Origin of the sequence: Campylobacter sp. BCW_6467, assembly GCF_001762855.1 — a bacterium.
Taxonomy (GTDB): Bacteria; Campylobacterota; Campylobacteria; order Campylobacterales; family Campylobacteraceae; genus Campylobacter_D; species Campylobacter_D jejuni.
This window is the reverse complement of the sequence record NZ_MJXP01000052.1, coordinates 137,750-154,202: the sequence shown is the minus strand read 5'-3', so window position 1 is coordinate 154,202 and position 16,453 is coordinate 137,750. Positions and strand designations below refer to the sequence as shown.

18 protein-coding genes are annotated in these 16,453 nt (G+C 29.1%); 13 read left to right on the top strand and 5 right to left on the bottom strand.

Annotated elements, in window-relative coordinates:
• Positions 1 to 6: 6 nt before the first annotated feature.
• The 12 genes from leuS to AJ888_RS08485 are packed head-to-tail and all read left to right on the top strand — an operon-like array spanning position 7 to position 13,117.
• Positions 7 to 2,436 carry a leucine--tRNA ligase gene (gene leuS, locus AJ888_RS08540; protein ID WP_070296243.1) on the top strand — a complete coding sequence of 810 codons (2,430 nt, stop codon included), beginning with the start codon at positions 7 to 9 and terminating at the stop codon, positions 2,434 to 2,436.
• Positions 2,433 to 2,945, top strand: a complete 513-nt coding sequence (gene lptE, locus AJ888_RS08535) for an LPS assembly lipoprotein LptE (RefSeq protein WP_002860199.1) — start codon at positions 2,433 to 2,435, stop codon at positions 2,943 to 2,945. The genes leuS and lptE overlap by 4 nt, the downstream gene beginning before the upstream one ends.
• Positions 2,929 to 4,326: a hypothetical protein gene (locus AJ888_RS08530; protein WP_002861812.1), complete on the top strand. Its 1,398-nt coding sequence runs from the start codon at positions 2,929 to 2,931 to the stop codon at positions 4,324 to 4,326. Before lptE ends, AJ888_RS08530 begins: the two co-directional genes overlap by 17 nt.
• A complete protein-coding gene (locus tag AJ888_RS08525) occupies positions 4,292 to 5,476 on the top strand; it encodes a folylpolyglutamate synthase/dihydrofolate synthase family protein (RefSeq protein WP_079861036.1) in 1,185 nt (394 codons plus the stop codon). The genes AJ888_RS08530 and AJ888_RS08525 overlap by 35 nt, the downstream gene beginning before the upstream one ends.
• Positions 5,463 to 6,365 (top strand): M23 family metallopeptidase, encoded by a 903-nt coding sequence (locus AJ888_RS08520; RefSeq protein WP_002861810.1) that lies wholly within the window; start codon positions 5,463 to 5,465, stop codon positions 6,363 to 6,365. The genes AJ888_RS08525 and AJ888_RS08520 overlap by 14 nt, the downstream gene beginning before the upstream one ends.
• Entirely contained in the window at positions 6,302 to 6,697 is a 396-nt protein-coding gene (locus AJ888_RS08515) for a polymer-forming cytoskeletal protein (protein ID WP_002861809.1), read from the top strand. Before AJ888_RS08520 ends, AJ888_RS08515 begins: the two co-directional genes overlap by 64 nt.
• Positions 6,697 to 9,633, top strand: coding sequence for a DEAD/DEAH box helicase (locus tag AJ888_RS08510; RefSeq protein WP_002861808.1), 2,937 nt, complete (start codon positions 6,697 to 6,699; stop codon positions 9,631 to 9,633). Before AJ888_RS08515 ends, AJ888_RS08510 begins: the two co-directional genes overlap by 1 nt.
• Position 9,634: 1 nt before the next feature.
• On the top strand, positions 9,635 to 10,396 hold the full coding sequence (locus AJ888_RS08505; RefSeq protein ID WP_070296242.1) for an ATP-binding protein: 762 nt from the start codon (positions 9,635 to 9,637) through the stop codon (positions 10,394 to 10,396).
• Positions 10,393 to 11,079, top strand: a complete 687-nt coding sequence (locus AJ888_RS08500; RefSeq protein WP_002861806.1) for an endonuclease III domain-containing protein — start codon at positions 10,393 to 10,395, stop codon at positions 11,077 to 11,079. The genes AJ888_RS08505 and AJ888_RS08500 overlap by 4 nt, the downstream gene beginning before the upstream one ends.
• Entirely contained in the window at positions 11,076 to 11,888 is an 813-nt protein-coding gene (gene thiD / locus AJ888_RS08495; RefSeq protein ID WP_002861805.1) for a bifunctional hydroxymethylpyrimidine kinase/phosphomethylpyrimidine kinase, read from the top strand. The genes AJ888_RS08500 and thiD overlap by 4 nt, the downstream gene beginning before the upstream one ends.
• Positions 11,878 to 12,510 carry a thiamine phosphate synthase gene (gene thiE, locus AJ888_RS08490; protein ID WP_002861804.1) on the top strand — a complete coding sequence of 211 codons (633 nt, stop codon included), beginning with the start codon at positions 11,878 to 11,880 and terminating at the stop codon, positions 12,508 to 12,510. The genes thiD and thiE overlap by 11 nt, the downstream gene beginning before the upstream one ends.
• On the top strand, positions 12,488 to 13,117 hold the full coding sequence (locus AJ888_RS08485) for a uroporphyrinogen-III synthase (RefSeq protein WP_002861803.1): 630 nt from the start codon (positions 12,488 to 12,490) through the stop codon (positions 13,115 to 13,117). Before thiE ends, AJ888_RS08485 begins: the two co-directional genes overlap by 23 nt.
• Here the strand turns inward: AJ888_RS08485 and AJ888_RS08480 are convergent.
• From AJ888_RS08480 to fliW, 5 genes are read right to left on the bottom strand one after another with little or no spacing between them, the layout of a single operon-like run.
• Positions 13,114 to 13,566: a hypothetical protein gene (locus AJ888_RS08480; protein ID WP_002859148.1), complete on the bottom strand. Its 453-nt coding sequence runs from the start codon at positions 13,564 to 13,566 to the stop codon at positions 13,114 to 13,116. The genes AJ888_RS08485 and AJ888_RS08480 overlap by 4 nt on opposite strands.
• Positions 13,563 to 14,225, bottom strand: coding sequence for a hypothetical protein (locus AJ888_RS08475; protein WP_002861802.1), 663 nt, complete (start codon positions 14,223 to 14,225; stop codon positions 13,563 to 13,565). Before AJ888_RS08475 ends, AJ888_RS08480 begins: the two co-directional genes overlap by 4 nt.
• Complete coding sequence (locus AJ888_RS08470) at positions 14,222 to 14,524, bottom strand: hypothetical protein (RefSeq protein WP_002861801.1); 303 nt, start codon at positions 14,522 to 14,524, stop codon at positions 14,222 to 14,224. Before AJ888_RS08470 ends, AJ888_RS08475 begins: the two co-directional genes overlap by 4 nt.
• The gene (locus tag AJ888_RS08465; protein ID WP_002861800.1) at positions 14,521 to 15,252 is read right to left on the bottom strand and encodes a pyrroline-5-carboxylate reductase; all 732 of its coding nucleotides are present in this window, start codon (positions 15,250 to 15,252) and stop codon (positions 14,521 to 14,523) included. The genes AJ888_RS08470 and AJ888_RS08465 overlap by 4 nt, the downstream gene beginning before the upstream one ends.
• The gene (fliW, locus tag AJ888_RS08460; protein ID WP_002852982.1) at positions 15,252 to 15,641 is read right to left on the bottom strand and encodes a flagellar assembly protein FliW; all 390 of its coding nucleotides are present in this window, start codon (positions 15,639 to 15,641) and stop codon (positions 15,252 to 15,254) included. The genes AJ888_RS08465 and fliW overlap by 1 nt, the downstream gene beginning before the upstream one ends.
• 160 nt (positions 15,642 to 15,801) lie before the next feature.
• Between fliW and bamD the strand changes: the two genes are divergently transcribed.
• Positions 15,802 to 16,449: an outer membrane protein assembly factor BamD gene (gene bamD / locus AJ888_RS08455; protein WP_002861799.1), complete on the top strand. Its 648-nt coding sequence runs from the start codon at positions 15,802 to 15,804 to the stop codon at positions 16,447 to 16,449.
• Positions 16,450 to 16,453 lie beyond the last annotated feature (4 nt).

The following is a 16,453-nucleotide window of genomic DNA, read 5'->3' as shown; positions in this document are numbered from 1 at the left end:
GAATTTATGGCTTATGAAGCAAGTTTAATAGAAAAAAAATGGCAAAAAATTTGGGATGAAAATGAATATTTTGAGCCAAAAGATGATTTAAATTTGCCTAAAAAATATATTTTATCGATGTTTCCTTATCCTAGCGGACGCATTCACATGGGGCATGTAAGAAATTATACTATAGGTGATGCTTTAGCAAGATATTATCGCAAGATAGGTTTTAATGTTTTACATCCTATAGGTTTTGATAGTTTTGGTATGCCTGCTGAAAATGCAGCTATTAAACATAAAATTCATCCTAAGTCATGGACTTATGAAAATATAGCTTATATGAAAAAAGAACTTTTTTCTTTAGGTTTTTCTTTTTCTAAAAAAAGAATGCTTGCTACTTCAGATCCACTTTATACAAAATTTGAGCAAGAATTTTTTATTAAGATGTTTGAAAAAGGTTTGATTTACACTAAAGAAGCAAACGTAAATTGGTGTGAGCAAGATCAAACGGTTTTGGCTAATGAGCAAGTTGAAGACGGAAAATGTTGGCGTTGTGGTCATGAAGTGGTGCAGAAAAAAATGCCAGGTTATTATGTAAAAATCACTGCTTATGCTGAGGAACTTTTAAAAGATTTAGAAGAATTAAAAGATAAATGGCCTAATCAAGTTTTAACTATGCAAGAAAATTGGATTGGTAAAAGCGAAGGTTTGGAATTTTCTTTAAATTTAGACGAAGAAAGCAAGCAAAAAACCAAAGAAAGTTCTTTAGAAGTTTTTACTACAAGAGCAGATACAATTTATGGAGTTTCGTATATCGCTTTAGCTCCAGAACATAAAATTGTTCAAAATTTGCTTTCACAAAATTTATTAAATCAAGATGTATTAAATAAAATCAAAGCTATTCAAAATCAAAGCCCAAGAGAAAGACAAAGTTCTGAAAAAGAAGGTTATTTTCTAGGAATTTATGCCATTCATCCTTTAAGCGGAGAAAAAATTCCTTTGTGGGTGGCTAATTTTGTCTTGGCTGATTATGGTAGTGGAGCGGTTATGGCTGTTCCAGCTCATGATGAAAGAGATTTTGAATTTGCAACAAAATATAATCTTGCCATCAAACAAGTTATTCAAACTCAAGAAAATTTACCTTATACGCAAAAATCAGGAAAATTAATCCATAGCCAAGAGTTTGATAATCTTGATTGTAATGAGGCAAGATTAAAAATCATTTCTCAGTTTGAAGCTAAAAATATAGGAAAAAGGGTTGTAAATTTTAAAATTCGTGATTGGGGTGTTTCACGCCAAAGATATTGGGGTGCGCCTATTCCTATGATTAAATGTCAAATTTGTGGTATAGTGCCTCAAAAACTAGAAAATTTACCTATTACCCTACCTGAAGATGTGCAAATTACAGGTGAGGGTAATCCACTTGATAAACATCCAACTTGGAAAAATTGTATTTGTCCCAAATGTGGCAAAGAGGCTCAAAAAGAAAGTGATACTTTAGATACTTTTTTTGAAAGTTCTTGGTATTTTGCACGTTTTGCAAGTGATGAGAGAACTTGGCAGGAAAAAGCTTTAGATGAAAAAAGTGTAAAGTATTGGATGAGTGTGGATCAATATATAGGTGGTATTGAACATGCAATCTTGCATTTACTTTATGCGAGATTTTTCCAAAAAGCTTTAAGAGACTTGGGTTATTTAACACAAAATGAACCTTTTGATAGACTTTTAACTCAGGGTATGGTGTTAAAAGATGGTGCTAAAATGTCAAAATCAAAAGGCAATGTTGTAGATCCTGATGAGATTATAGAAAAATACGGTGCTGATACCGCAAGACTTTTTATACTTTTTGCTGCGCCTCCGGCTAAAGAGCTTGAATGGAATGATGATGCGGTTGAAGGGGCTTATAGATTTATTTGCAAACTCTATGATAGGGCGCAAAATGTTAAAAAAGGTGAGCTTGTAGAATTAAAACAAGAAAATTTAAATAAAGAAGAAAAATATGCAAGATTAAAGGTATATGAAGCTTTGAAAAAATCCTTTGAAGTTTATCATCAAAGTTTTGCTTTCAATACTTTAATTGCAGCTTGTATGGAGGCTTTAAATGCTTTAGCGCTTTGTAAAAATGAAGCTTTGGAGCAAGAGGCTTTTTATATTATTTTAAATATCTTAGAGCCTATCATTCCTCATGTTTGTTTTGAGCTTAGCGAGGAGCTTTTTAAATGTAAAAATTTTAAAAAATTAGAACTCAAAGAAGAGGTTTTTGTAAAAGATACTTTAAATTTAGCTGTAAGTATTAATGGTAAAAAAAGGGCTGAATTTGAAATTTCAAGTAGTGCGAGTAAAGAAGAAATTTTAGCTTTTGCAAAAGAAAATACTGCTAAATGGCTTGAAGGTAAGAGTATAGTTAAAGAAATTTATGTGGAAGGAAAGCTAGTTAATCTAGTGATTAAATGAAAAAGATTTTAATTTTTTGTATAGGTTTATTTTTAGGTGCTTGTGGATATGTTCCTACATCAAAAATCGCTAATAATATTTTCGATGAGAAAGTTTATGTTAATGTTGAATTAAGTCAACAAGACCCAAAAAATAGTATCTATGTTGCCGATACTTTAAAAGAAATGGTAATTTCAAAATTAGGGCGCAAGCTTGCTTTAAAACACGAGGCAGATGATGTAATTAATGTTAAAATGAATAATTTAGAATTTATTCCTTTAGCTTATGATAAAAATGGCTATGTCATTAGTTATAAAGCTAAATTAAATTTAGATTTTAATGTTGTCTTTAAAGATGGTTCAAGTCAGGCTTTTAGTACAAGTGGAAGTTATAATTTTGAAATTTCTCCAAATAGTATTATTAGTGATTCTGCAAGGTATGAGGCTATTCGAGCAGCTTCAAGCGAGGCATTTGATGAGTTTATTTCCGTAATTGCTATTAAAGGGCAAAAACGTGATTCCAAATACTAATGAAATAGCAAAGCAAACTTTAATTGCATTAAAAGAAAGAAAACTAAAACCAACTCCTGAAAATTATACGGAAATTTTTGAAGAACTATCTTTAAAATATGGTATCACAAGCTCAAATAAAGCTAAACTTGACAAATACAAAACCTTACTTTTACCGATTTATCAACAAGAATTAAATTCTAAAACTATAAGAAGTTTAGAAGAACTAATTAGTTTTTTAATTTCTGTTTTAAATAGACAAAGCGGAAAACAATTTAGTGAATTTTTTGATTTTTTATATACCATATCTAAAACTTTGCAAATAAGTAAGGATAAAAAGATAAGAGATTTGGCTAAGGTGACTTCGATTAGAATTTCTAAAACTATGGATAGTGAAAGTATTTACTTGCTTACCAAAAAATGGAAAGAGCTTGAAAGAAATTATGATGAAAATAATTTAGAAGAACAAGCTCGTAAATATGGCATTAGTAAATATGATGATTATGATAGCGTGATTAAAAAACTCTTAGTTAAACTTGAAGAGCGTAGTTATGAGCACTTTAGTGAATTATTATGCTTGGGTTTAAATCCTTCATTGGTGGAAGATTTAAAAATTCAAGGTTTTATACAAAATTTAACACAAAAGCCTTTTGTAATAGGCGAAGAAAATTTTAAGAACGAATTAATGGAATTTATCAATCATCGCATAATGGTTGATAATATGTATGTCCAAAAAAATTTAAATTTTTTTAATGATAATCTAAAAAAAATCTATGAATTGCTTGTTTTGCTTAATAAATCAAATGAACAAAACATGGATTTTATCAATACCTTAAAACCAGATGAAAATGGGGAAGTAAAACTTAGTTTTGAGGATTTAAAACTAAAATTTAAACAACTTGGAGAAAAAATTACATCTTTAAATAATCAAATTGAATTCACACAAAGCTTAGAGGAGAGAGAGGCTTGGAGTGTTCTTAAAGAGCTTGATAAAATGGATGAAAATTTTAATAAGTATAAAGTTAATTACTCTTTAGCTTTATTTTCTATAGTAAATTACCGTTTCATTATGGAAAAATATGGTATGGGAAGTTTGAATGAAATTTTTGTTCGATTTAAAAAAATTTTAAAAGATTCTTGTAGTGAATTTGATGAACTATGGATGATAGATGAAAAGAGTTATTTGATTGTTTCGCCAGGAAAAAGTAAAGATGAGATTACACAGCTTGTAAATACAAATCTTAAAACTATAGAAAATTTTAGATTTATTTATAAGCAAGATATTATAACTCCTAAAATTCACGTGGCTTATCTTGATAAGCAAAGTAAGCCAAGTATTAATATTTTAGATGAGTTAATAAAGCAAATTGCAGCGGTTAATGAACAATATAATGAAAGTTGAGAATTTTTTAGCTCAAAAAAGTATAAATTACGATAAAATTGATCGTTTTTTGATGTTTAGAATGTATGAAAAATATAAGAAATATTTTAAAAATATTCCTATAATTCAACTTATAGGCACAAATGGTAAAGGTAGTACAGGTAGATATTTAACCCAACTTTTAGAAAATTTAAATTATAAAATAGGGCATTATACTAGCCCCCACATTTTCAGTTTTAATGAAAGATTTTATCTTGATGGTAAGATTGCAAATGATGAAGAATTAGAACAAGCTCATATAAGACTTGAAGAAATTTTTAAACAAGACTTGCAAAAATTAAGTTATTTCGAATATGCTACTTTTTTAGCTATGATTTTATTTCAAAAATGCGATTTCATTGTTTTAGAAGCAGGAGTGGGTGGAGAATATGATGCTACTTCTGTTTTTGAAAGAAGAATGAATATTTTTACAAGAATTGGATTTGACCATATTCAAATTTTGGGCAATTCTTTAGAAGATATTGCAAGAACCAAGCTTAAAGTTATGGCGACTATAGCACTTATAAGTGATGAGCAAGAGCAAAATGTTTTAAATTTAGCAAAAAAAATTGCTTTTTTAAAAAAAGCTAATTTGCAAGTTTCTTCCTTAAATCCTTTTTTGAAAGAAAATTTTGAGATTTATTGTAAAAAGTTTGCTTTACCTTGTTTTTTAAAGCATAATTTAAAGCTTGCATTAAAGGCTTGTGAAATTTTAACTTCGCAAGAAAAAACCTTAGAAGCTTTAAAAAAGTTACAAGAGTTAAATTTACAAGGAAGATGCCAAGAAATTTCTCCAAATTTTTTTGTTGATGTGGGTCACAATCCCATGGCTGCTAAGGCTATGCTTGATAAATTTCAAGGAGAAAAAATAAATCTTATTTATAATGCTTATTTGGATAAGGATATTTTTCAAATTTTAAATGCATTAAAGCCTATTATTGATACAATACAAATATATAAATATAAAAGTGCAGAACGAAAGCTGGCTGATGATGAAATTTATAGTATTGCATCAAAGCTAGGCATACAATGTAAAGAATTTGTAAAATTAGAAGAAAATAAAAAAAATCTAGTTTTTGGCTCTTTTATGCTGGTAGAAAATTTTTTAAAGGAGTGGTGTGGTAAAAAATAAATTCACTATTACCATTACAGATATTAACGGTTCAAGACATTTTTATTTAAATCAAATAATCAAAAAAATAGTTTTTTATACTATTGCTTTTATTGTTTTATTTTTAGTTTTTAGTGGTTTTTATATCAAATATCTCGATAGCAAACTTAGTGATATCAGTGAAAAGCGTGAGGAGCTTTTGAAAAAAAGCAAAGAATTGGAATTATCTAATTCGCAAATGCAAAAAAGCATAGAAGAAAAAACTCAGCAGTATGCAGCTATAGAAGATAAAATAGCTTCTTTTGAAGAGGCTTTGGGTTTAGAAGCAGAAAATAATCTTACAATTAGTGCAAGACTTGATAATCTTCAGCTTACCAATGAGCAGCAACTTGGAATTTTGGGACAAATTCCTAATGGATGGCCTATTGAAAATAAAGGTATTACGGGAAATTTTGGCTGGAGAGAGCATCCGCTTTTAAAAAGAAGGGAATTTCATCCTGGCATTGATTTAAGAGCAGAAATTGGTACTCCTATTTATGCACCAGCAAGTGGAGTAGTGGAATTTTCAGGTTATAGTGATAATGGCTATGGCTATAATGTAATTTTATTGCATAATTTTGGTTTTAAAACAGTATTTGCTCATATGATGCGCAAAGAAGTAGTCAAAGCAGGTCAATTTGTTAGCAAGGGGCAGTTGATAGGTTATAGTGGCAATACAGGTCTTTCTACGGGACCGCATTTGCACTATGAGGTAAGGTTTATTAATAAAACTTTAGAACCTTTGTATTTTTTAAATTTGCAAAGAAAAAATATGAATGATTTTTTTAATCAAGAAAGGAGAGTTCCATGGCAATCTTTAATAAAGGCGGTATCAGCCCAACATCCAGTCCTAGCTCAGAAACAACAGTAATTTCTTCAGGTGCGAGAATTGAGGGTAAATTTTATTTTGCTTCTATGCTTCATGTCGATGGAGAGTTAAGTGGTATTATTCATTCTGAAAGCATTGTAGTTATCGGAAAAAATGGAAATTTAAAAGGTGAATTACAAGCAGATAAAATTGTAGTAAATGGGTATTTTGAAGGGCAACTTGAGGCCAATAGTTTAGAAATTTTAGCGGGCGGAGTTGTTAATGGCGATATTTCAACGCAAAAAATTTCTATAGAAAATGGCGGTCGCTTTAATGGAACTAGTAAAATTAAAGAAGATACTATCAAACTTATTGAAAATAACAACGAAGAATAATGCAAGCTTCATTTTATGAATACCTACAAAATCCAAAAATTTGTGAACTTTTGCTTTGTAAAGATGAAAAACAAGCAGATTTGCTCGCTCAAGTTTCACGATTTAAGGGTTTAAAAACCTTTGTTTTACCTGATTTTAGAGCGCAGTTTGGAGATGATTTAAGGGCTTTTTCCAAAGAACTTTTTAATCTTTGCAAGATTTTAAATGCTTATCATAAAGAAGAAGAAAAAAAAATCCTTATTTCTCCTTTAAATACTGTTTTAAAAAAACTTCCTTCAAAAAAACATTTGCAAAATTATTATATCGATAAAAAACAAAATTTTGATTTGAAATGTTTTGAAGATGAAATTTCAAGATTGGGATACGAATTTGTAGATATAGTTCAGGATAAAGGTGAAATTTCAATTCGTGCGGATATTATTGATATTTTTTGTATCAATGAAGAAAATCCTATTAGAATTTTACTTTTTGGCGAAGAGATTGAAAGCATAAGATATTTTGATTTGCAAAGTCAAAAGTCTATTCCTAATGAACTAGAACATTTTGAAATTTGTCCTTTTTTAAAATATTTTGACAAAGAAAATTATGAAATTTTTAAGGACAAATTAGAAGATTTTCAAAGCGATACTTTAATACATGATATCAATTCTTTAGGGTTTTGGTGTATTGATGATTTTTTTGATTATTTAGAACTTGATTTTTTAGCTTGTGAAAAGTTTGATATTAATGAATATGAAAAAGATATAAGTTTTGTGAATGCAAAAATTTTACCTCAAGCTAAAAAATTTAAAGAATTGCAAAGTTCTTACAATAAAGATTTTTTTGAATTTCATAAAAATAAAAAAATCACACTTTTAGCTAAAAATGAAGCTTTGTTTAAAGCTTTGGAGCTTGAAGATACTCAAAATATCCATTTTGTAAAAAGTGATTTAAGGCTTAATCTTATTAGTCCTGAAGAGCTAATCATTTCTTTAAATCAAAAAGAAAAACAAAAAACAAGAAAAAAAGCTAGTTTGATTATAGATGAGCTTAAAAATGGGGATTATATAGTACACGAAGATTATGGGGTAGGTAAATTTTTAGGTCTTGAGATGATAGTGATAAGCGGAGCAAAAAAAGAGTTTGTTGCTATAGAGTATCAAAATTCTGATAAGCTTTTATTGCCAGTGGAAAATCTTTATTTAATTGATAAATATTTGGGCGTGAGTGGATCTATTCCAAGTTTAGACAAACTAGGTAAAACAAGCTTTATTAAACTTAAAGAAAAATTAAAAACTAAACTTTTAGCCATAGCTTCTGAAATTGTTATTATGGCAGCTAAAAGATCTTTGGTGCAAGCAAAAAAAATCACAGTGGATTTAAATAGACAAGCTGATTTTATAACTAGTGCGGGTTTTATTTATACAAGCGATCAAGAGAAAGCTTGTCATGAAATTTTGCAAGATTTTCAAAGTGGAAAAGTTATGGATAGGCTTTTAAGCGGTGATGTGGGTTTTGGAAAAACAGAAGTCGCTATGAATGCTATTTATCCAGTAGTTAAAAGTGGATTTTGTGCATTTTTATTTGCGCCTACAACTTTGCTTTCTCATCAGCATTATAAAACCTTAAAAAAGCGTTTTGATCCTTTTGATATAAAGGTTTTTAAACTGGATCGCTTTACAAGTAGTGCAGAAAAAAAACAAGTTTTACAAAATTTAAAAGAAAATAAAGCTTGTGTAGTTGTAGGAACTCATGCGCTTTTAAGTGTAGAATGTGAAAATTTAGCTCTTGTTATTATTGATGAAGAGCATAAATTTGGAGTGAAGCAAAAAGAAAAGCTTAAAGAAATCACTCAAAATTCACATATTTTATCCATGTCAGCAACCCCTATACCAAGAAGCTTAAATCAAGCTTTAAGTTCTATAAAATCTTATAGTGTTTTACAAACTCCACCAGAAGATAGAATGGATGTAAGAACTTTTGTCAAAGAAAATGATGATGCACTTTTAAAAGAAGCTATAGCAAGAGAGTTAAGACGTGGTGGGCAAATTTTTTATATTCATAATCATATTGCAAGTATAGAGCAGTGTAAAAAACATTTATTAGAACTTTTTTCTACTTTGCGTATTTTGATTTTACATTCTAAAATCGATGCCAAGGTGCAAGAAGAAGAAATGTTAAAATTTGAAAACAAAGAATATGATTTGCTTTTAAGTACCTCTATTGTAGAAAGTGGGATTGATTTACCTAATGCAAATACTATCATAGTAGAAAAAAGCGATCGTTTTGGTATGGCTGATTTGCATCAATTGCGTGGGCGTGTAGGAAGAAGTGATAAGCAAGGTTATTGTTATTTTTTAATCGAAGATAAAAATGCTATCACAAAAGATGCTTTAAAGCGTCTAGTTTCTTTAGAAAGTAATTCTTTTTTAGGTGCAGGTTCTGTTTTGGCTTATCATGATCTTGAAATTCGTGGCGGTGGAAATTTATTAGGCGTAGATCAAAGTGGACATATCGAGCAAATTGGATATAGTTTATATCTTAAAATGTTAGAAGATGAACTTAATGCTTTAAGTAAAAATGAAGTGGATCAAAAAGAAAATAAACTTGATTTAAAACTCAATGTTAATGCCTTTTTAAATAGTGAGCTTATCAGCGAAGATCGCCTAAGATTAGAACTTTATAGAAGACTTAGCAAGTGTGAGCAAGTTCATGAGGTTTATGAGATCGAAGGTGAAATTGAAGATCGCTTTGGAAAACTTGATGTTTATACTAAGCAATTTTTATCTTTGATTATTATTAAAATTTTAGCTTTAAATAAATTTAAAAGTATTAGCAACTATGAGCAAAATATTCAATTTACTGCTTTAAATGATGAAAAAGAACTCATCAAAGCAAAAAGCAAAGACGATGATGATATTTTAGAGGCAATTTTAATGCATTTAAGAAAGGCTTAAAATGGATTGGAATAAAACTTATGCAGCAATTTATAGAGCAAGAAAAGACTATTTAAAGCCTATTTTTGAAATCGATCCTATTACTTTAAAAGATTTAGTAGCTATGGAAAGTCAAAAAAAAGCACTTTATGAAAATACTTTAAATTTCATTCAAAATAAGGGAGCAAATCACGCACTTTTATGGGGATCTAAGGGCACTGGAAAATCAAGTTTAATTAAAGCTATATTTAATGAATTTAAAGATCAGGGCTTAAGACTTGTTGAATTAAATAAAGAAGATTTATTTGCCTTAGCAGATATCATCGATGAAATTAGATTAGAAAATTTTAAATTCATACTTTTTTGTGATGATTTTTCTTTTGAGAAGGGAGATGATAGTTATAAATTTTTAAAACCTTTACTTGAGGGAAACATAGAAAAAGCCCCAAATAATGTAATTATTTATGCGAGTTCAAATCGTAGGCATTTATTAAGTGAAAGCATTATTGATAATCTTGATACGCAAATTGCACATACAGAACTTCATTTAAGCGAGGCTGCTGAAGAAAGATTAAGCTTGAGCGATAGATTTGGTTTGTGGTTAAGTTTTTATCAGGGAAATTTAGAGGAGTATTTAAAGATGATAGATTTTTATTTTAAAGATTATTCTTGTGATAAAGAGCTTTTACACACTAAAGCTAAAGAATTTGCTACTCTAAGAGCAAGTAGAAGTGGTCGTACTGCAAAGCAATTTTATTTGGCTTTTAAGGAGAAATTTAAATGACTGGAGCGCAAATTTTTACCAAGCTTTTAAATTTGGATTTAAATTATCATGATTTTGATTGGCTTGAAAATCAAGGATTGAATGAATTTGAGCTTTTAATTTCTGTGATTTTAACTCAAAATACAAATTGGAAAAATGTCTTAAAAGCTTTAGAAAATTTAAAAAAAGAAAATATTGCAAGCTTAGAACAAATCAATACTTTATCCAATTTAGAACTTGCAACTTTAATTAAGCCTAGCGGATTTTATAATACCAAAGCCAAGCGTTTAAAAGGCTTAGTAGAAAGTATCATAAACACTTATGAAAATTTAGAAAATTTTAAAACAAATGTAAGCAGAGAGTGGCTTTTAAATATCAAAGGTTTGGGTTTTGAAAGTGTTGATGGTATTTTAAATTATCTTTGCAAAAGAGAGATTTTGGTTGTAGATAATTATAGTTTGCGTTTGGCTTTTCACTTAGGCTATGAGTTTGAAAATTATGAAGAATTAAGAGAATTTTTTCAAAGTGGTATAGAGAGTGAGCAAGAAAATTTGTGTAAAATTTTAGGGAGAAAATGCGAACTTTACGAACTTTATCAAATTTTTCATGCTTTGATTGTAGCTTTTGCAAAACAGAGTTTTAAAGGACAAAAATTAAGCCCTAAGGGTGAAGAATGGATCAAAATTTTAAAGGAAGATTTATGAAAGCAAAAGGAAGCGAACTTATACCTGTTTTAACTATAGCAGGGAGTGATTGTAGTGGTGGAGCAGGGATACAAGCCGATCTTAAAACCTTTAGTGCGCACAATCTTTTTGGTATGAGTGTGGTTTTAAGTGTGGTAGCTGAAAATACCGCAAGGGTGATTTCTGTACACGATATACCTACTCAAAGCGTAGATGAACAAATGCTTGCCGTATTTGAAGATATAGTGCCAAAGGCAACTAAAATCGGAATGATAGGTTCTTGTGAATTAATGAGCTGTGTAGCTAAAAATTTAAGCGAGTTTAAACCTCAAAATGTAGTGATCGATCCTGTAATGTTTGCTAAAAATGGCTATGCTTTAATGCCGCAAGAAAATTGTGATTTTTTCAAGCAAACCATAGTAAAATTTGCAGACATTCTTACGCCTAATATTCCTGAAGCAGAGTTTTTATGCGGTTTTAAGATCGCTAATGAAGAGCAGATGATAAAAGCAGCTAAACATTTATGCAGCTTGGGGGCTAAGGCGGTTTTACTTAAAGGCGGACATAGTGAAGAAAATGCCAATGATGTGCTTTATGATGGAAAAGAAATTTATATTTTAAAAGGCGAACGCATAGAAACTAAAAATACTCACGGTACAGGTTGTACGCTTTCTTCGGCTATTGCTGGTAATTTGGCTAAAGGCAAGGATTTATTTCACGCCGTTAGTGAAGCTAAAGAATATGTAAGAAATGCGATTTATTATTCACTCAATCTTGGAAAAGGTTGTGGTCCTACAAATCATTTTTTCAAGTTTTTAGATGAAAAATAAATTAGATCTTAGTCTTTATCTAGTTGCTTCTCAGGGAAATAAAAGCGAGGAGTGTTTTTTAAATACTTTAGAAAATGCTATAAAAGGCGGAGTAAGTATCATACAACTTCGTGAAAAAGAGCTTAATGCAAGAGAATTTTATAAACTAGGCTTAAAGGTGCAAAAACTTTGCAAGGCTTATAAAATACCTTTTTTGATTAACGATAGAGTGGACATAGCTTTAGCCTTAGATGCTGATGGGGTGCATTTAGGGCAGGAAGATTTAGAAGTAAAACTAGCTAGAAAGCTTTTAGGAGATGAAAAAATCATAGGCTTAAGCCTTAAAAAGCTAGAACAACTTGAGTTTATACAAGGAGCAAATTATCTAGGTTGTGGAGCCATTAAGGCAACACCTACTAAAGAAAGTTCGCTTTTAAGCCTTGAGCTTTTAAGCCAAATTTGTGATAAAAGTCCTATAGGGGTTGTAGCCATAGGAGGGATTGATAAAGAAGCACTTATTGAGTTAAAGGGTATAAATTTAAGCGGCGTGGCTGTGGTTAGGGCGATCATGGATGCTAAAGATGCTTTTTTGGCAGCTAAAGAGTTAAAGTGTAAAATCTATGAAAATTTATCTCTTGAATGAAACTCCTTTTAAAGGGGTGGAAAATCTTATTTTAAATGAGATTGTTTTTTATGATTTTAGTATAGATTTGAGTTTGTATGATGCTTTAATCTGTACTTCAAAAAATGCTTTAAAAGCTTTGCAACATGCAAAAACCACTTTAAATTTCAAACTCAATTTATACGCTGTAGGACAAAGTACAGCTCAATACGCTAAAAATTTAGGTTTTAAAAAGATTAAAATTCCATCAAAGGCTTATGGAAAAGATCTTTTTCTTGAATTTAAAGAGGAGTTAAAAACGCAAAAATGTTTGTATTTAAGGGCTAAAAATATTGTTTCAACTTTAAATTTGGATCTTAAAAATGCAGGTGTGGATTTAGATGAAATGATTGTTTATAAAAATGTTTTTAAAAAAGGTGACAAAAAACTTACTCATCCTGCTATTTTTATATTTACCTCTCCTTTAAGTGTAGAAAATTTTTTCAAATTTTATAGCGTAAAAGAAGAAGATAAGATTGTAGCTATAGGGCAAAGCACGGCAAAGAAGCTTTTAAATTTTAAAAATCTTTATATATGCGAAAATCAAAGTCTTTTAGAGTGTGTTAAGCTTGCTAAGACTTTGGTTTAATTTTTTAAATTCCAAAAATTTTCTTTGGGATAAATAATAATGCTTTTTGTGAGTAAAATTTCATCATTGACGTTTTTATCACGATTTAAAGCAATACTAATGTGGGCTATAATAACACCATCTTTGCTTAAATTTGCATCGGGATTAAAGTTGGAAAATTTAAAATTAACACATTGTGCAATAGGATAAAAATATTTTATTTTAATCAAAGCTTTTGTGTAATTAAAATATATATTATCTAAACATTCTTTATTTTCTTGCTTTGCTTGATATAAAAAATATTTAGAAAATTGTGTTGCATTATGACTTAAAATTTGAGCTTGAAGGTAGTAATAACTATCTTGGATTATTTTTGGAGTGTAGCTAGATATGTTTAAGGTCAAGCTCATCCATAGACTTATTAGTAGTATTAAAAAAATTGTCCAAATTAAAACATAAGCTTTTTTCATAGTAAAATTCTTTTTTCAAGACAATATTTTGCTTGTCTTTTTAGGCAAATTTTTAATTTATTGTTTTGCAGGTTAAATGAGCTTATGTTTTTAGAAATTAATCCTTGTTGGTTTAATTGTTCATTAAATTTTGGCTTTATTTCATATATAAGTTCTTCATTTTGCAATTTGATAACTAATTGAGCTTGCAAAGGAATAAAACTACCTGTAAAATTTGTAGATATACCATTTTCTAAGATGGATATTTTTTCAACCTTATTAATTTTATAAGCATAGCCAATATGTTCATTGTCATTATATAAATCTTTTCTATTTTGGAGTTGTGTTTTAAAATCAGAATGAGGTGAATAAAGTGTATGATTATTTTCTAAAATAAGAGCAGAGTTAATAAGATAAAGTTTATTATCTTTTAGGCTAATTAACTCATCTTTTAAAAGACATTTTAATGTATTTTGTGAAAATGTAATATTAATACAATTTTGTATTAATTTTTCTATTTTAAGCAAGTTTAAATGTGTTTGAGTGATAAGATTGTTTGTATGTAAAGCAGTGAAATTTAAATGATAAAAATCCATTAAAGGTTTTGAAAGTAAGCTAGCTATAAAAGTAAAAAGTATTAGTGATATTGTAAGTTCAAAAAGTGTAAAAGCTTTGCTCATTCTTTAAAATAAACACTATAATTTTGATCTTGAAAATATAATTTTTGAAATTGAAATATACCATCATTAACAAACTGTTCTTGTAAAATTATAGGTTTTAAGGCTGAAGTTTGAAGTATGATGGTTTTAAAAATGGGCTTTTCATATAATTCTTCTTGAAGTTTATAGAGTCTTTCAAAAATATTTAAATTTTCATAGTTTTTGTAAAGTTGAGTATAGTAATAAAAAATACCAATGAAAATTAAAGATATGATCGTTATAGCACTAATACTTTCTATAAGTATGAAAGCCTTTTTCATTTAGCGCTGCTAGCATTTATGGCTTCAAAAAAACTTCCGCGAATTCCTTTTTGTTCGAGTATTTTTATGCCTTTTATTGTAACTCCGCCAGGGGAGCAAATATTTTCTTTGATAATAGCTGGATGTTCATGTTCTAGTAAAGTACTAGAGCTTTTAAATAAAGAGCGCGTAAGATTGAGACTAAGTTCTTTTGACAAACCTTCATAAACTCCAGCATTAGCAATACTTTCTGCTATAAGTGCTAAAAAAGCAGGAGCGCAGCCGCTAATCGCCATAGCTGCATTCATTTGTATTTCATTATCTAATTTATAAGCCGAGCCAAAAGTTTTTAAAATGTCTAAAATTTCATTTTCAAAATGAGAGTTTTTAAGTATATATGGTGTGGTTGAAGCCTTGTATTTAGCTGCTGTATTAGGCATTATTCTAACATAATTTTGAGCTTTGATGGTTTGTAGTTTTTCAAAATCAACATTGGCTAAAACAGAGATTAAGATACGTGCTTGTCCTTTTAGCATTTGAGCAATATTTTCTAAAGCATAGGGTTTAAATGCTAAAATAACATCTTTACCTTCTATGTTAAAATCTTTGTAAAGTAAGGTTTTAAAGCCTTCTTTGGTGAGGGCTTGAAGTTTTTCTATGCTTCTTCCTACTATACAAATTTCATAATTATCTTTTAATCCATAGGCTAAGGCTGTTGCCATAGCTCCATTTGCAAGTATATAGAGCATTATTTTTTAATATAATTAGCAATTTGATCAGCTTGAAAAAAGTCCGGATAATTAACTGTATCTAGTATCACTTGTACCATAGTATTATTATCAAGATTAATGACTACTGGAGCTAGAAAATTCACTGTCGATTCTTCAATACTTTTTGCTATGGCTACTATATTAAAAATTTTCATATTAGATTCAGGTGTTAAAGAAAGAAGCTCTTGATAATAAGTTGGTATATCAAATTCATAATCAGGTCTAATTAAATAAGGATTAATTAAAACAAAAGAAAAGTCTTTACCATCAAGACTTTTAAGTCTTACAAATACTTCATCGATAGTTGAAAATTCCATATTTTTGGTTTCTTCAAAACCTAAGATAGGGCATTTAACAGCTAGGGTCATGTTTTCTCCTCAAGTTATAATGTTTAATATTTTAACATAAAATAAGCAATAATCATTCCAAAATTTTAAATTATTTAATTAATTTTATTATAATTTTAGAAGAACATAATTATAAAATCGTTAAAATATAGATTTTTGAGAATATAAATCAAGGTGAAGTATGAAAAAAGGTATTTTTTTATTGGTTTTTTTAAGTGTTTTTTTTAATGCGTGTAGTACGAAAAATGATGAAGGTTTATACAATCTTAGTGCTAGTGAGTGGTATAAGCAAATTATTAAAGATTTACAGGACAAGGATTTGGAAAAAGCCGATGATCATTATAATGGCATGGCAAGTGAGCACATTGCCGATCCTTTATTGGAAACTACTTTAATTATTTTAGCACAAGCTCATATGGATGAAGAGGAATATAAGTTAGCTGAATTTTATTTAGATGAATATAATAAAAAATTTGGAAATTCACGCAATGCTGATTATATTCGCTATCTTAAAATTAAAGCAAAATTTGATGCATTTGCAGTGCCAAATCGTAATCAGGCTTTAATGCTTGAAAGCCAAAAAGAAATAGATACTTTTTTGAAAGATTATCCTTATACAGAATATGAACCTTTGGTTCAGACAATGCTTACAAAATTTAATTTAGCGGTTTTTTATCTTAATAGTACTATAGAAAATCTATACCAGCGCATAGGGCATGATGAAAGTGCACAAATTTATAAACAAAGACTTCAAGAAAGTGAATTTTATCAGCAAAGTATTATCAAACCTGAGCTTCCTTGGTATAGAAGTATATTTGAAAGATTTTAATAAA

What these genes read in the sequence shown, in the direction of transcription:
- AJ888_RS08470 (WP_002861801.1), bottom strand. Translation starts at nt 14,524, where the DNA reads ATGAAAAAGGCTTTCATACTTATAGAAAGTATTAGTGCTATAACGATC.
- thiD (WP_002861805.1), top strand. Translation starts at nt 11,076, where the DNA reads ATGAAAGCAAAAGGAAGCGAACTTATACCTGTTTTAACTATAGCAGGG.
- AJ888_RS08475 (WP_002861802.1), bottom strand. Translation starts at nt 14,225, where the DNA reads ATGAGCAAAGCTTTTACACTTTTTGAACTTACAATATCACTAATACTT.
- AJ888_RS08480 (WP_002859148.1), bottom strand. Translation starts at nt 13,566, where the DNA reads ATGAAAAAAGCTTATGTTTTAATTTGGACAATTTTTTTAATACTACTA.
- thiE (WP_002861804.1), top strand. Translation starts at nt 11,878, where the DNA reads ATGAAAAATAAATTAGATCTTAGTCTTTATCTAGTTGCTTCTCAGGGA.
- AJ888_RS08500 (WP_002861806.1), top strand. Translation starts at nt 10,393, where the DNA reads ATGACTGGAGCGCAAATTTTTACCAAGCTTTTAAATTTGGATTTAAAT.
- AJ888_RS08505 (WP_070296242.1), top strand. Translation starts at nt 9,635, where the DNA reads ATGGATTGGAATAAAACTTATGCAGCAATTTATAGAGCAAGAAAAGAC.
- AJ888_RS08465 (WP_002861800.1), bottom strand. Translation starts at nt 15,252, where the DNA reads ATGCTCTATATACTTGCAAATGGAGCTATGGCAACAGCCTTAGCCTAT.
- bamD (WP_002861799.1), top strand. Translation starts at nt 15,802, where the DNA reads ATGAAAAAAGGTATTTTTTTATTGGTTTTTTTAAGTGTTTTTTTTAAT.
- AJ888_RS08515 (WP_002861809.1), top strand. Translation starts at nt 6,302, where the DNA reads ATGGCAATCTTTAATAAAGGCGGTATCAGCCCAACATCCAGTCCTAGC.
- fliW (WP_002852982.1), bottom strand. Translation starts at nt 15,641, where the DNA reads ATGACCCTAGCTGTTAAATGCCCTATCTTAGGTTTTGAAGAAACCAAA.
- leuS (WP_070296243.1), top strand. Translation starts at nt 7, where the DNA reads ATGGCTTATGAAGCAAGTTTAATAGAAAAAAAATGGCAAAAAATTTGG.
- AJ888_RS08510 (WP_002861808.1), top strand. Translation starts at nt 6,697, where the DNA reads ATGCAAGCTTCATTTTATGAATACCTACAAAATCCAAAAATTTGTGAA.
- AJ888_RS08485 (WP_002861803.1), top strand. Translation starts at nt 12,488, where the DNA reads ATGAAAATTTATCTCTTGAATGAAACTCCTTTTAAAGGGGTGGAAAAT.
- lptE (WP_002860199.1), top strand. Translation starts at nt 2,433, where the DNA reads ATGAAAAAGATTTTAATTTTTTGTATAGGTTTATTTTTAGGTGCTTGT.